Annotated in this window: 10 protein-coding genes; 4 read left to right on the top strand and 6 right to left on the bottom strand. The window is 36.8% G+C overall.

Annotated features, from left to right (window positions below):
• Position 1: 1 nt before the first annotated feature.
• The gene (gene gltB / locus P164_RS03890) at positions 2 to 4,510 is read right to left on the bottom strand and encodes a glutamate synthase large subunit (RefSeq protein ID WP_028375162.1); all 4,509 of its coding nucleotides are present in this window, start codon (positions 4,508 to 4,510) and stop codon (positions 2 to 4) included.
• A 472-nt stretch (positions 4,511 to 4,982) separates the two neighbouring features.
• Here gltB and P164_RS03885 point away from each other — a divergent pair, with 472 nt between their 5' ends.
• Genes P164_RS03885 through P164_RS03875 form a run of 3 tightly spaced genes read left to right on the top strand, consistent with a single transcriptional unit; the run spans position 4,983 to position 7,739 of the window.
• Complete coding sequence (locus tag P164_RS03885) at positions 4,983 to 6,110, top strand: porin (RefSeq protein ID WP_028375161.1); 1,128 nt, start codon at positions 4,983 to 4,985, stop codon at positions 6,108 to 6,110.
• Positions 6,111 to 6,130: 20 nt separating this feature from the next.
• Positions 6,131 to 6,469: a P-II family nitrogen regulator gene (locus P164_RS03880; RefSeq protein ID WP_028375160.1), complete on the top strand. Its 339-nt coding sequence runs from the start codon at positions 6,131 to 6,133 to the stop codon at positions 6,467 to 6,469.
• Between the two features lie 31 nt (positions 6,470 to 6,500).
• Positions 6,501 to 7,739: an ammonium transporter gene (locus tag P164_RS03875; protein WP_028375159.1), complete on the top strand. Its 1,239-nt coding sequence runs from the start codon at positions 6,501 to 6,503 to the stop codon at positions 7,737 to 7,739.
• A 60-nt stretch (positions 7,740 to 7,799) separates the two neighbouring features.
• On the opposite strand, the gene P164_RS03870 is transcribed toward P164_RS03875, so the two are convergent.
• Positions 7,800 to 8,144: a DUF4870 domain-containing protein gene (locus tag P164_RS03870; RefSeq protein WP_035899325.1), complete on the bottom strand. Its 345-nt coding sequence runs from the start codon at positions 8,142 to 8,144 to the stop codon at positions 7,800 to 7,802.
• A 161-nt stretch (positions 8,145 to 8,305) separates the two neighbouring features.
• Here P164_RS03870 and P164_RS03865 point away from each other — a divergent pair, with 161 nt between their 5' ends.
• Positions 8,306 to 9,613: a hypothetical protein gene (locus P164_RS03865; RefSeq protein WP_028375157.1), complete on the top strand. Its 1,308-nt coding sequence runs from the start codon at positions 8,306 to 8,308 to the stop codon at positions 9,611 to 9,613.
• A 37-nt stretch (positions 9,614 to 9,650) separates the two neighbouring features.
• Here P164_RS03865 and P164_RS03860 read toward each other — a convergent pair whose 3' ends face one another.
• Genes P164_RS03860 through P164_RS03845 form a run of 4 tightly spaced genes read right to left on the bottom strand, consistent with a single transcriptional unit; the run spans position 9,651 to position 15,185 of the window.
• The gene (locus P164_RS03860; protein ID WP_028375156.1) at positions 9,651 to 11,120 is read right to left on the bottom strand and encodes a lipopolysaccharide biosynthesis protein; all 1,470 of its coding nucleotides are present in this window, start codon (positions 11,118 to 11,120) and stop codon (positions 9,651 to 9,653) included.
• 12 nt (positions 11,121 to 11,132) lie between these two features.
• Complete coding sequence (locus tag P164_RS03855) at positions 11,133 to 12,416, bottom strand: glycosyltransferase family 4 protein (RefSeq protein WP_028375155.1); 1,284 nt, start codon at positions 12,414 to 12,416, stop codon at positions 11,133 to 11,135.
• 31 nt (positions 12,417 to 12,447) lie between these two features.
• Positions 12,448 to 14,895: a YfhO family protein gene (locus P164_RS03850; protein WP_028375154.1), complete on the bottom strand. Its 2,448-nt coding sequence runs from the start codon at positions 14,893 to 14,895 to the stop codon at positions 12,448 to 12,450.
• A gap of 29 nt (positions 14,896 to 14,924) precedes the next feature.
• On the bottom strand, positions 14,925 to 15,185 hold the full coding sequence (locus tag P164_RS03845; RefSeq protein WP_028375153.1) for a DUF4834 family protein: 261 nt from the start codon (positions 15,183 to 15,185) through the stop codon (positions 14,925 to 14,927).
• Between the last annotated feature and the right edge of the window lie 24 nt (positions 15,186 to 15,209).

Raw genomic sequence — 15,209 nt, 5'->3', positions numbered from 1 at the left:
ATTATTCCGTTAAATCTGTTAATTTTTCTTCTTCTTCTAATCGTATAAGAGCCTTACGGTATTCTTCTGGAAGTACTTTTACAAACTTAGGCAGATAAGAATCCCAGTTTTCTAATATACGTTGTGCTAAAGTACTTTGCGTATAATTGTAATGATTAGTTACTAGCTCGTGAAGTTGCGTTACATCTTCTGACTCTGTAACCGGATCGAGATTTAAATCTGTAGCATTACATTTTGATCTAAATGTGCTGTCTGCATCTAAAACATAGGCTACACCACCGCTCATACCTGCTCCAAAATTACGTCCTGTTTTACCCAGAATTACTGCTAAGCCACCGGTCATATATTCACACCCGTGATCTCCAATACCTTCAACGACAGCCACGGCTCCACTATTACGTACACAGAAACGTTCTCCGGCTGTACCGTTAAAATACGCTTCACCACTTGTTGCACCATATAACGCAACATTACCTATAATCACATTCTCACTAGCTTCAAAGGTTGCTTCTTCTGGTACTTTTACAATTAAGCGAGCTCCGGAAAGACCTTTACCCACATAATCATTTGCGTTACCATCTACCTTTAGGGTTAAGCCTCGAGTAGCAAAAGCTCCAAAACTTTGACCTGCTGAACCTTTAAAGTTTACTTTCAACGTATTGTCAGGTAATCCTTGCTCGCCATAAATTTTTGAAATCTCGTTACTTAAGATTGCACCTACTGCACGATCTAAATTAGTAATGTCAAGATCTAAAGTTGTTTTCTCTTTTCTAAATAAAGCGGTGTGTGCTAACTCTATAATTTCAAAATCGATAGATTTTTCTAAGTGATGATTTTGAGTTTCCGTATTATAAACTTTTACGCCTTGAGGAACAGCTATATTGTGTAATATAGGAGAAAGATCTACTCCCGCAGCTTTATAATGCTCTACTGCTTTACTGCGATCTAACTTTTGAACCTGTCCTACCATCTCATCTATAGTTCGGAAACCAAGTTGTGCCATTATCTCACGTAACTCTTCTGCCACAAAATACATGAAGTTTACTACGTGTTCTGGCTTCCCTTTAAACTTCTTGCGAAGGTCTGGGTTTTGCGTTGCTATACCCACCGGGCAAGTGTTTAGATGACACACACGCATCATAATACAACCTGATGCTACTAATGGAGCTGTTGCAAAACCAAATTCTTCTGCACCCAGCAGACAAGCTACCGCTACATCACGTCCTGTTTTTAACTGACCATCACATTCCAGACGTATTCTGCTACGTAGATTGTTAAGCACTAAGGTTTGTTGTGCTTCAGCAATACCTAATTCCCAGGGTAAACCGCAATGTCTTAGAGATGTTAATGGAGAAGCTCCTGTACCCCCATCATAACCTGAAATTAAAATTACGTCTGCCATTGCTTTTGCAACACCGGCCGCAACCGTACCTACTCCTACTTCAGAAACCAGCTTCACATTAATACGTGCTTCGCGGTTTGCAGATTTAAGGTCATATATTAATTGTGCTAAATCTTCAATTGAATAAATATCATGATGCGGTGGCGGTGAGATTAGACCTACGTAAGGTGTACTCTTACGGGTTTTAGCAATAAATTTATTTACTTTCTCTCCCGGTAATTGACCACCTTCTCCCGGTTTAGCTCCCTGTGCCATTTTAATCTGAATCTCTGCAGCACTGGTAAGGTAATTACTGGTTACTCCAAAACGACCTGAAGCTACCTGCTTGATCGCAGAATTGCGCCAGTCTCCGTTAGGGCTTTTGTAAAAACGTTCTGCATCTTCCCCACCTTCTCCACTGTTACTTTTTCCGCCAATACGGTTCATCGCAACAGCAAGATTCTCATGCGCTTCTTTGCTAATAGAACCATAAGACATGGCTCCGGTTTTAAATCGTTTTACGATTTCCGTCCAGGGTTCTACTTCTTCTAATGGAATAGGGTCGTAATTTGAAAATTCAAAAAGACCGCGTATGGTCATTAATTGTTTTGACTGCTCGTTTACTAAACTCGCATATTCTTTATATGTCTTCGGATTGTTTTGACGCACAGAATCCTGAAGTTTTGCTATAGTTAACGGATTAAACATATGTTTTTCTCCGTTACGACGCCAGCGGTAATCACCACCTATTTCCATCTCAAGGTTTCCTGAAATATCCTGACGCTTAAATGTACGGCTGTGTCGTTTTGCAACCTCCTGCTCTACTTCATATAGACCTATACCTTCAATACGACTGGGCGTATTTGGGAAATACTTTTCTATTAATTTAGAATTTAATCCCAGTGCCTCAAATAAACGAGAACCCCGGTATGAATTTAAGGTAGAGATACCTATTTTATTCATTACCTTAATTACTCCTTTACCTACGGCCTTATTGTAATTTTCGACAGCATCCTGAAACTCTATATTTTCAAGATTTTTCTCATCTATCTCTTCTCTAATAATCTCGTTAACCATGTATGGGTTAATCGCACTGGCACCATAACCAAATAATAAAGCGAAGTGATGCACCTCACGTGGTTCTGCAGATTCTATGATAATACTCATTTTTGAACGCTGCCCACTTCTAAAAAGTCCGCTGTTCATATAAGAACAACCTAACAGTGCAGGAATAGGCGCCATTTTCTCATTAACTCCTCTGTCTGAAAGTATAAGTATAGTGTGACCAGCATCAATAGCTTCAGAAGCCTGAGCTACCATAGACTCTAATGCATCTTCAAGGCCATTTAATCCTCTGTTTGCATCATAAAGCATAGGTATTTCAGTAACCTTAAAATCTGGATGATCAAAGTTTTTAATCTTATCTAAATCTTCTTTTGAAATTACCGGATTCTGTATTCTAATTTTTTTACAATAATCTGGAGTAATCTCCATCAAATTAGTGTCAGGTCCAAGTGTTAAACTCAAATCTGTAATAAGCTCTTCGCGAATACCATCAAGCGGTGGATTTGTTACCTGAGCAAATAGCTGTTTAAAATAGTTATATAAAAGCTGGGGTCTTTCAGATAATACTGCTAATGGCGTATCAGATCCCATAGATCCTATAGGCTCTTTTCCTTTTCCCGCCATAGGCAGAATAATAGTACGTATATCTTCCGCAGTATAACCAAACGCATTTTTACGTAGATCAAAAATGGTCTCTTCTACTTTTAGATCTACATCGCGATACGGGATATCTTTTAAGTTAACTCGGTTTTTATTTAGCCATTCTCCATAGGGCTTTTTAGATACGATGCTTTCTTTAATCTCTTCATCGTTAATGATTCGACCAGCCTTCATATCTACTAAAAACATTTTTCCCGGCTCTAATCTGCCGTGAAAAGCTATATTTTTTGGTTCTAAATCGAGAACACCTGTTTCTGAAGACATGATTACATATCCTGTTTTAGTTACAGAATAACGTGAAGGTCTTAAACCATTACGATCTAAAACTGCTCCTATATAATCACCATCGGTAAAAGGAATAGATGCAGGACCATCCCAAGGCTCCATAATACAGCTGTTAAACTCGTAAAATGCTTTTTTAGCCTCGCTCATATCCTGATGCTTCTCCCAGGCTTCAGGAACTAACATCATCATAATCTCTGGTAATGATCTACCAGACATTAATAACAACTCTACAACCATATCCATTGATGCAGAATCAGATTTTCCTTTTAGAATAATTGGAAAAAGCTCTTTGATCTCTTCGCCAAACCACTCACTTTCTAAAAGTTCTTCTCTACTGCGCATACGAGATACATTACCACGCAGGGTATTGATTTCGCCATTGTGACACATATATCTAAATGGCTGTGCTAAATCCCAGGTAGGAAACGTATTTGTAGAGAAACGCTGATGTACCAGAGCCAGACGTGTAGTTAACTTAGGATCTAATAAATCTGTATAATAAAATTTAATATCCTCAGGCATTAAAAGCCCTTTAAATATTAAAGTTTTGTTAGATAAACTTGGTAAATAAAAATAAGAGTGCTCAGAAAGCTTACTACTTAATATGGTATGCTCTGTAATTTTACGTGCCGTATAAAGTTTAATCATAAACTCCTGCTCCTGCATATCTGCATTAGGCTTACCTATAAAGATCTGTTCTATATGAGGTTCAACGCTGGCTGCAATAGACCCAAGATAACCTGCATCTACCGGTACTTTTCTCCAACCTAGGAGTACAAGCCCTTTATCTTTAATTTGTTTTTCAAAAACCTCTTTACAATATGCACGTTGATTTTCCTTTTTAGGTAAAAAGACATTACCCATCGCATACTCTCTAGGTGCCGGAAGATCAAAATCACAATTCTCTTCAAAGAAGTCGTACGGTATATCTATAAGAATACCTGCACCATCTCCTGTTTTACCATCACTACTAACTGCACCACGATGTTCTAGTTTTTCTAGAATTTCTAGAGCCTTATGAATAATATCATTTGACTTGTTTCCTTCAAGACTACAAATGAACCCTGCGCCGCAATTTTCGTGTTCCCATTCTGGTGAATATAAACCCTGTTTTTCCATAAAATTTCTCCTCTTATTTAAAGACTGAATCATAAAGCTATTCAATAAACTTTTATGCTAATAATTTTAAAGAATAAGATTTTTATTATTCCATAATTAGCAATAAAACCGACTTAAAATGCAAACAAATCAAAATAAGTTAACAGATTTTATAAAAAATGAAACGCACTTTTTCAGTTTTAAGGGTTTTTTGGCAGAAAATAAAAAATAGCATTTTCTTAAACACATGTTAACATTTGACGTTTTCGATGCTTTTTTAACCACATAAACCTTAAAAAATCACAAAAAATGGACATAACACACAATCAATTTCACAAAACACAACTTTATTAAGCCTTAAATAATGTTATACCCTAAAAAATAGGGGGTAAATTTTGATTAAATAATAAAAATTAAACAGTAACCCCTAAAATATTGGGGGTGGTCTTAAATATTATCTAGTTTAGCAACTCACCAATTAATCAAATTTAGAATGAAAAAATTACTACTACCTTTAATGATTTGCTTGAGCATTTCTGCAATAGCTCAAGAAGAAGAAACATCCTGGTCTGATGGTTTTACACTTTCGGGTTCTGTTGATGCCTATTTTAGACAAAATCTTAATGCTCCAAATAAATTAATTGATACAGATGCAGACGGGGAAGTAGATAGTTATGTCGCTCCCGGCTCTTCTTTTGCAAACCAACCTGGTTTTGCTTTAGGTATGGCCAATCTTATTATTGGTTATGAAAAAGGAAATGTAGGAGTTGTTGCAGATCTTGTCTACGGTCCTCGTGGTACAGATGCTGTTTTTGGCTCTACTACAGCAAGTTCTAGTATTGTTAACCAATTATATGTGTACTGGAATGTGAGTGAAAAAGTAAAATTAACCTTTGGTAACTGGAATACCTATTTAGGTTATGAAGTGATTTCGCCTGCAGCAAATTTCAACTACTCTACCTCTTATATGTTCTCTTACGGTCCTTTCTCTCACTCTGGACTTAAAGCAGATTTTGCCCTTGACGATAATTGGAGCGCAATGCTTGCTGTTATGAACTCTACAGATTACACAGACTATAATCCTTTTGGTGGTTACACTGCCGGTGCGCAACTGGGGTATTCTGCAGATGCAGGCAGTGCTTACTTAAACTTCTTATATGGTGATCAGGATGGTGACTATACAGATATGGGCTTAGGCGAAGGTGTAGGTGCTACTTTTCAAGTAGATCTTACAGCTGGATTAGACCTTTCAGATTCTTTTTACTTAGGTCTTAATACAACGTATAACACTACCGAAGCAGGAGATTTAGGTGGTGATTCCTTCGGTTTTTACGGTGTTGCGTTATACGCACAAATCGCAGCAAGCGAAACCTTTTCTGTAGGTCTACGCCCAGAGTATTTTAGCCAGTTTGGTGGTTTTGATGCAATAGGTGGAAATGACGCTAACGGAGACGGAAATGTATTTGCTTTAACCTTATCTGGTAACGCAAAAGTTGGCCCTCTTACTTTTATTCCCGAATTTAGATTAGATTCTGCTAGCGAAGATGTATTCTTGGATGGTGATTTAACACCACAAGGAAGCTTAGGGTCCTTCCTGCTTGCTGCCGTATATTCTTTTTAATCTAAAACACAAATTACACAATGAAAAAAATCGAAGCGATTATTAGAAAATCAAAATTTTCAGCCGTAAAGAAGGCTTTACATGAAAAAGGAGTAAACTTTTTCTCTTATTGGGATGTTACCGGGCTGGGTAATGAAAAACACGGTCACGTTTATCGTGGTGTTTCATACAGCACAAGTGACATACAGCGTAGATACTTATCAATAGTAGTAAACGATGACTTTGAGCAAATAACCATTGCAGCTATTCTTGAAGCAGGATCTACAGGAGAAGTAGGTGACGGGAAAATTTTTGTTTCTGACATTAAAGAAGCCTACAGAATACGAACAGGTAAAAAAGGTGGCGACACTTTAAACTAAACTAATCAACCCTAACAAAACAAATTAATATATGGAAGCAGGATTATTTACAGCAAACAACGTATGGATGATGATCTGTACAGGGCTTGTGTTCTTTATGCACCTTGGATTCTCATTACTTGAAATAGGACTTACTCGCGAGAAAAACACGATAAACATTTTATTTAAAAATGTGTTTATCATCTGTGTAGGTCTATTAGTTTATTATATAGGAGGTTTTAACCTAATGTATCCTGGCTTTGCAGAAGATTCTTCAGGGATTTTTAGCTTTGCCGGTTTTGGTATTGCCCCTCCAGAAAATGGTATGACCCCAGAATATGCAGATGGTGGTTACACGTGGTGGACAGATTTCTTATTTCAGGGAATGTTTGCCGCTACAGCTGCAACTATAGTTTCTGGTGCAGTAGCAGAGCGTATTAAACTAGGCGCCTTTATGATTTTTACAGTTATCTATGTAGGCTTAGTATACCCTATAGTAGGTTCCTGGAAATGGGGTGGCGGTTTCTTAGATGCAATGGGTTTTTATGACTTTGCAGGTTCTACTCTTGTACACTCTGTAGGTGGCTGGGCTGCGCTTATTGCAATCTACTTACTGGGAGCACGTATAGGTAAATTTGATGAAAATGGTAAAGCAAATGCTATACCGGGACACAATATTCCTTTTGCTGTAGCAGGAGTATTAATTCTTTGGTTAGGCTGGTTTGGCTTTAACGGAGGTTCTGTACTATCTGCAGATCCTGCTTTAACATCTTTAACACTGGTGACAACCTCTTTAGCTGCAGCAGCAGGTGGTGTAAGTGCATTTATAGTTTCTACTATTATGTATAAAAACTACGATTTAACCATGTTCCTAAACGGAATTTTAGGAGGTCTGGTAGGTATCACAGCAGGTGCAGATCAAATGTCTCCTAATGACGCAGTTATTATAGGGGTTATAGCCGGTGCAATTATTGTTTTTGGTGTTGCTTTAGTAGACAAATTAAAATTAGACGATCCTGTAGGTGCTGTAGCAGTACACTTAATATGTGGTATCTGGGGTACTTTAGCTGTAGGTATATTTGGTGCAATGGCTAGTATGGAGCAGTTTGTTACCCAATTAACGGGTGTAGGTATTGTAGGTGCATTCTGTTGTACAACAGCTTTTATAATCTTGTTTGTACTGAAAAAGACTATGGGTCTTCGAGTTTCTGAAAAAGAAGAACTCGAAGGTTTAGACGAGCACGAGCACGGTATGAGCGCTTATCCTGATTTTGGATTAAACGAACATTAAAATTTCGGTTATTACTTTTTAAAAACCCCGCATCTTCTGATGCGGGGTTTTTTTATTTAATTACGTTAAGAATTGATACGATAACGGGTAATACGTATGTTCTCCATTTATTGCTTTTATAGCATTAATAATGGGGAAAATAAAAATAAGCACAGCGAGAATAAGAAGGCCGAGAACACCAAGCCCAAAAAGCAAAATTGCTGGCACACAAAACAACGTTAGGATAAACGTGCTGATTTGAAAGTTCAAGATTTGCTTTCCTTGAGAATCCATGTCAAAAACTTTATCCTTTTGGGTTAACCACAATACCAATGGTATTACGAAGCCTCCAAAACCTGTAACAAAATTTATTAATTGACTTAAATGTGCGAGTGCAACTAAACTTCTATCTTCTCTTAAGTTCATGATTTTTTGATATTTGATTGATTACTATATAAGTACCCAAATCATTCCATTTGTTACACAATCCAAAACCTGTGTTTTTAAATTATGGCACGCTCCTTGTAAAGTATTAAATGTACCATCCAAAAAGTTCAAAGAGTACAAACCATTAAAATTTAGAAATCATGAAAAACTTATTCTTTCTTTTTATAGGCCTTATGTCTGGCCTTACTCCAATACAAGCGGAGTCCCTGGATGCTACTTCGACCCGGTATGATGGCAGTCGTTATATTTTTGTTGAAGGCGGTGTTGAATTTTCGGTTTACCCAGATGGTGAATTCGATTTTGTTCTACCTCAAATAGCTCAAAGAGCAGTTAACGTAAATGTAAATGCGGGCCCTGTAAATATTAGCTATAACTCGGGTTACAATTACGATCCTTATGTTCAATACGATGATTATGGTGCTGTATTACAAATAGAAGATGTTCCTATTTACTACGATAACTGGGGTAGAATTACACAGGCAGGTAATGTATATATAAACTACCGCAATGATCGTATTGTAAATGTAGGTGGGTTGAATGTTTTTTATAACGGATCAAGATTTTCGCACGTAACCGGTTATATAAATATATACAACAGAGGTTATGTGTACCATCCCTACCATAATTTTTTCTACCGCCCGTTTTTTGATAGATGTTTAGTGTATAATACACCGTATAGAAGATATTATCGTCCTGTACGTTATGATTACGCATATCACAGAAGCCATTACAATCAAGGTTACCGCAATGGGTATGCAAATGCATATCACGACTTTAAAAGACCTAAAGGACGTGTGGCACATAATAACGCAAGAAGAGGTAGTTATGTTACAGCTAGGACTCAAGTAAATAACGATAGACGTTATGCTACTAACTCTAGAAGTGCTGCTAATAATAGATCTAATACAAGTCGTTCTCAGGAAGCTAAGAGAAATACAAATTCTAGACAGTATAGTAAGTCAAATCAGGTGCAGAGTCGTTCTAGCAATTCAAGAAGTAATTCAGCAAGATCCTCTACTCCATCACGCAATAGTAAATCACCAGCTATAATTGATTCACGAGGTTCTAGAAATGCAAGCCCTGAAGTTTATAGAACTACAAATTCACGTAGCTCTTCTGCAAGGTCATCACAGGCTGCTCAACGAGCTCCACAACAACGTGCAGCAGCACCTGTGAGAAATCAACGAAGTGCTTCCCCAGAAAGAAATACTTCAAAAACACAACGAGCAGTAACACAACGCGCACCTCAAAGTCGCAGTGTAACTAAATCAAATAATAGTTCGCAACGACAGGTAGCGCAGAGAAATACGTCACAACAACGTTCTGCTGCACCTAAGCGTACTGTTCTAAGTTCTCAAAATTCACGTAGCAGCAGTGCTGCCAGAACAAGTAAAAGTTCAAATAGAGAAAGCTCATCTCAAAGAAGCTCAAGAGGAAGAGGTAATTAAAATATTGGTTGGTTAGTTGGAAGATCCCGTTTTTGATTTATTCAAAGCGGGATTTTCGTTTCAAAATATAATCATTTATCCATTTATATATCTCGGGAGAGAGTTTAAAGACATAAACTACACTTAAATAGCTAAAACTTATTATCAATGATTTTAATGCAATCGCTAACAACGGATTTATAGTAAAATCCCAAAAATAAAAAGCTAAACCTAGTAGCACGAGTAAGAATGTTGTGTATAGCGTTTCTCGAGTAAAGGGGTGCATCTTAAATTTTTTAAACACCACTACAATTTTAGCAAATGCATAACCTACTGAAGCTATAAAGGTTGCTATAGCGGCACCATTTATTCCTAGTTTTGGTATAAAAATAAGATTAAGAGCTACCGCTACGACAACTAAGAAAACGCCCAATACAAGCACCAGTCTATAATAATCGCTGTTGTATAATATTGCGTTATTATTTCCTAAAATGTTGTCTACTAATTTTGCAAGCGAAATCAAAAGCACCACGTAAAGTCCCTTACTGTATGCAGGATCTAAAATTAAATACAGACTTTTTATATTGCATACAATTAACAACAGAAGAAGACCAGAAATTATATAGAGTGTTAGTGAACTTTTTTTATAGAGATCTTTGAGCTCTAAAAAACGTCTTTCATTAAGATAATTAGCTGTCAACGGATACATAATCTGATGCATCGCTCTGGCCGGTACAGCAATTACAGCGGCGATATAAATTCCTACTGAATAATAAGCAACATTCTCAATTGGCACCAGCTTCCCCAGCATAAACATGTCAATTTCTAAAATCATTACCGCTACAGAACCTGCTATGATTATAAGCACACTATATTTAAGTATTGCAACCCATTCATAAGGGATTGCCAGTCTCAACCTTGGCTTTTTTAAATAAAAAGCATACCCCATCATAATACCCATACGTAACATATAAACTACACCCACCCCATATAAAAAATCTTGAGTAGTTATAATTTTTAATGCAAAAAACAGAAGAAGAATCATTACTCCTAAGCGGTGAAAAACCTCATTCATTATATTCCCAAAGACACTACGCAACTGTGCTTTTGAATATGCATAGGCAATCTCAAAATATGCCATTGCAAAAGCAATTATTCCTATGAGAAAAACATAAGGGCGTACAATTTCATTTTTTGAAGCTAAAAAAGTTACAAGTTCATCATAGAAAATCCCAATGAGAATAGAGCTTGGTATTAATACAAGTAACGGCAAAAGCAACATAAAACTTAAAAATACATCTTGATTTCTACCACTATATATGGAGTAGAACTTAATAAGTGTGTTTTGAGCACCCACAGCGATAAAAGGCATTGCTAGTGTTGCGCTACTCAATAAAAAACCTACCAAACCATAATACTCATCTTTAAAGAAATGAACATAAAGTACCAATGTGTTTAAGGCACCTATTCCAAAACCAAGATAGGTGGTTATGAGGTTTTTAAAAGATTGTGAAGAGACAATTCCCATAAAGGCTTTAATCTAAAATTGATGAAGTATTTCTGAAAGTTGTCTGGTTAATTCTTTGCGGGTAAAGGCTGTCAAATCTGAAGTATTTTGAGAAATACCGCCCGTTTTATACCTATTATAAAAATCTAAAATGGTGTTTTTTAGTTGAACTTTATTTCCATACGAAAAATAAGAACCACTTTTTGCCTGTTCCAGTATTTCTATAATATCAGAATCTTTTGGACCTATTGCTATTATAGGCCTTTTAGAGGCTAAATACTCAAATAATTTACCGGGAATTATCGCCTGGGTATCGTAAGAATCTATTTCAATTAAAAGTAACAGTTGCGCGCTCTGTTGTCTGCTAACTGCTTCTTGATGCGAAACATAACCCGGTAATTCTAGATTTTGGGATAATTGATAGTGCGTTATATTTTGAACTACAGTAGCACTTACTTTACCGGTTAGCTGAATACGCAAATCTTGAGAAAAATCATTATGCTCTTGCTTAAGTTCACTCAAAACCTGCCACAAAATATCTGGATTACGATCTTCAAGAAGCGAACCTATATGTGCTAATGTGAATTTACTATCTAAACTTGCGGTTATATTGTAGCTGGTATCAAAACCATTTGTAATACAGGTTATTGGCGTTGTCGTCGTTTTACTAAAATCACTTTTAGTAGTAGGACTGGTAACTATAATATGATCTGCTTTATTTAATACCTCAAACTCGAGATCTACATGTTTTTGACGTGATTTCTGAGTAAGTTTTAACTTTTTCTGATAGCCTATAGTCGTCCAGGGATCTCTAAAGTCTGCAACCCAGGGAAGCTGTGTTTGTTTTTTTAACTGAAGTCCTATAAGATGTAAACTGTGTGGCGGTCCTGTAGTTATAATAACATCAATATTTGTTGACTTTAGGTAAGATAACAAATAATTGACCGAAGGTTTTATCCACCATTTGCGGGCATCAGGAATAAATAGATTTCCGCGTACAAAAAGCATCAGACGTTGAAGTAGACCCTGCTTTTCCTTATCTTTAATAATACCGCTGCTTATTTGATCTGTTTGTTTTTTAGAAAACAATTGTGCTAAGCCATAGGGTTCTTTAATAGGATGTTTTAAAACAGTAATCCCCTGCGGGATTTCTGCTTCTAAGCTTGCATCAACTATTGGATAATGTGGATTTTCAGGCACATAAACTACCGGCTCTATATCAAAGTCTCGTAGGTATTTTACAAATTTGAGCCAGCGCTGCACCCCGGGACCACCCGCAGGAGGCCAATAATAACAAATAATCAGGGCTTTTTTCACAAAACACGGTTCTAATTTCTAACTAAAAATTTTAAGCTTCAGTTTCAACTTTTTGTTTGTTCTTTCTAAAACTTAAAAACAAGGATCCCAGAAGAATCAAGATTACAATTATATTACTTGCAAGACTTATTTTGCTTCCGGTTTCTATTACCTCAGGCTCAAACCTAAATTCTATTGTATGAGTTCCTTCGGGTACCATTAATGCTCTTAGAATATAATCTGCTTTTATATAATCAACCTGGTTTCCGTCTATATAAGCATTCCATCCATTAGGATAATACACTTCACTAAAGACAGCAAGACGCTCTGCTCCTGTTGTAGCTTTATACTTTAAATAATTAGGTTGATGCTCAATTAGTTTTACACTAGCAAGACTATCTTCAGGAAAAATTAAACTTCCCAGTTCGTTTTTATATCTCTCATTTACAACGGCAGTTTGAAGCGTATTTAGATTATCAAGAGCTAAAATCTCGGCATCTGCATTAGGTACAAGTTTTACATTTTGAACAAACCACACATTGCCATTTGCATTGGGGTTAATTTGTACCTGCTCCTCTCCTTCTTCATTTTGAGTAATTACATATTTTACATTTAGAATATTAAGCGGGGCCATTTTACCTTGATATAAATAAAAGTCAGCAAGATCTGCCAGTCTTCCCGGCTTAGCACCGTGATACCCACCTATAGAACTGTGAAAATAACTGGTACGCGCACCATTAAGCCCTATACTTTGCTCATAAACACGATAGCGCGTTGTATCCTGTAATATTTGTTGATCTGCCGCAGATTGTTGAAAGGGTTGCTCAACTAACCGTGCGGCCATAAAATTTTCTGAATTTACATAACGCCTGTCAACCTGAACCAAATCAAACACAATTAGTAATGTAAGAACAATTAGCGCCTGATTTTCTGAAACTTTCTTTTTTAAATAAAACCAAAGAACCGCAGCTGCGATAAGAACGAGCACAAACGTTTTAATGCTGTCGCTTACTAAAAGTGCTTTACGATCTTCCTTTACGGCATTCATGAATTCCATCCCAAAATTCTGAATGAAATACGCGTCGTTTCCGCCGGCAAATGAAAACAGACTTCCTTTAAAAAGTAAAATTATTAGAGCCAATCCTGCGGTGATGCCGGTACTCCATTTTAAAGCTAATAACTTGCGTTCTACCGGTTCTGTTAGCTGAAGTATTTTAAATAATCCGAATAATGCCAAAACGGGAACACACAATTCTGCTATCACCTGTATAGAGGTTACTGCTCTAAATTTATTGTATAGTGGGAAGTAATCAATAAATAAATCTGTAAACCAGGCTAGATTACTCCCATAGCTAAGAAGCAATGATAAAACCGTACCTCCTACAAGCCACCATTTTAATCTGCCTCGTACCAGAAATAATCCCAAAACAAACAGAAATACAATTACTGCGCCTAAATAGGCAGGTCCCGAAACTCCCGGTTGGCTTCCCCAATAATAAAGACCAAATTGCCCGTAAACAGATTCTATCTGAGCCGGTGGCACGCCTTGTTTCAGTAAAAAGTTAGCAAAGGCACTATCTTTATTATAAGGTTCAGAATTTGAACCGCCGTAAAGACCGGCAATAAATAAATCTAAAGTTTCAGAAATACCATAACTATACTGGTTTATGTAAGCTTTATCAAGACCTACTATATCTTCTTTAGGAGAACCATCTGGAGTAATTGTCAATTCACTTTTTCCACGGGTACTAAATGAGCTGTATTCTGAAGTAGCCATTAAACTCGCTGCGTTAGTCCCAACAGCAAGAACCACAGCAAGTATTAGAATACCTACGCTTTTAAAGTAATGCGCAAGTTCTTTTTTACGTATCGCATCTATGAGGTAAGCAATACCTAAAACAACTACAAGAAGCATAAGGTAGTAGGTCATCTGCACATGGTTAGCCACGATCTCCAGTGCCATTGCCAACGTAGTAAGTATAAAGCCCCAGATATAGTTGCGCCTAAATGTGAGTAAAATACCACTTAATACCAGCGGCATATACGCAATAGCATGGGCTTTAGCGTTATGCCCCACTCCTAATATGATAATCAAATAACTCGAGAACCCAAAAGCTAACGCACCCAGTGCAGCGTAACGCCAGTCTAGTTTTAAAACGAGTAATAAAATATAAAAACCTATGAAATAGAGAAATAAATAATCTGCAGGTCTCGGTAAAAACCGAATTCCTAAATCAAGACTTTTAATCCAGTTATTAGGATATTTAGCACCTAATTGATAAGTTGGCATTCCGCCAAATGCAGCGTCTGTCCAATAAGGCTCCTCCCCGGTTTGCGCTCTAAAGTCCATTTGCTCCTTAGCCATTCCGCGATATTGCTGTATATCACTTTGAAACATTTTTTTACCCGAAAGTACCGGACTAAAATAAAGAAGTGCAGTAACTATAAATACAAATACCACAGCAACGTGTGGTCCTATTTTTTTAAACGAAAAACTCATAGAATGTAACTGTAACTAAAGGGTTGAAATTACTCAATTTCTTCGTAATCGATATATTCACCTACCTTTTTATTTGAAGTCCTGTCTTGATTCGGTATTTTTTCAATAACGATCTCACCCTCTGGTTTTGTTTGCGTATTCTGGTTTTTAAAACCACCGGCCATATTTTGAAAACGTTCTCCCGCTTTTTTAGCGATGTAACGCATTAAATAAGGTGCTGCCAATCTAAAAAGTATGCGCAACCCAAAAAATATAAGCAGAATTATAAGTATGGTTTGTAACAATTTCATCTTTGTACTATTTGTTGTAAAATT

The sequence above is a fragment of the Leeuwenhoekiella sp. MAR_2009_132 genome (assembly GCF_000687915.1).
Classification (GTDB): domain Bacteria; phylum Bacteroidota; class Bacteroidia; order Flavobacteriales; family Flavobacteriaceae; genus Leeuwenhoekiella.
The sequence above is the reverse complement of the archived record's forward strand: the minus strand, read 5'-3'. Positions and strand labels throughout refer to the sequence as shown.

Bases quoted from the DNA above. Each gene is read 5' to 3' on its own strand.
- gltB (WP_028375162.1), bottom strand. From the start codon at position 4,510: ATGGAAAAACAGGGTTTATATTCACCAGAATGGGAACACGAAAATTGC.
- P164_RS03860 (WP_028375156.1), bottom strand. From the start codon at position 11,120: ATGGGAATTGTCTCTTCACAATCTTTTAAAAACCTCATAACCACCTAT.
- P164_RS03865 (WP_028375157.1), top strand. From the start codon at position 8,306: ATGAAAAACTTATTCTTTCTTTTTATAGGCCTTATGTCTGGCCTTACT.
- P164_RS03845 (WP_028375153.1), bottom strand. From the start codon at position 15,185: ATGAAATTGTTACAAACCATACTTATAATTCTGCTTATATTTTTTGGG.
- P164_RS03870 (WP_035899325.1), bottom strand. From the start codon at position 8,144: ATGAACTTAAGAGAAGATAGAAGTTTAGTTGCACTCGCACATTTAAGT.
- P164_RS03875 (WP_028375159.1), top strand. From the start codon at position 6,501: ATGGAAGCAGGATTATTTACAGCAAACAACGTATGGATGATGATCTGT.
- P164_RS03850 (WP_028375154.1), bottom strand. From the start codon at position 14,895: ATGAGTTTTTCGTTTAAAAAAATAGGACCACACGTTGCTGTGGTATTT.
- P164_RS03880 (WP_028375160.1), top strand. From the start codon at position 6,131: ATGAAAAAAATCGAAGCGATTATTAGAAAATCAAAATTTTCAGCCGTA.
- P164_RS03885 (WP_028375161.1), top strand. From the start codon at position 4,983: ATGAAAAAATTACTACTACCTTTAATGATTTGCTTGAGCATTTCTGCA.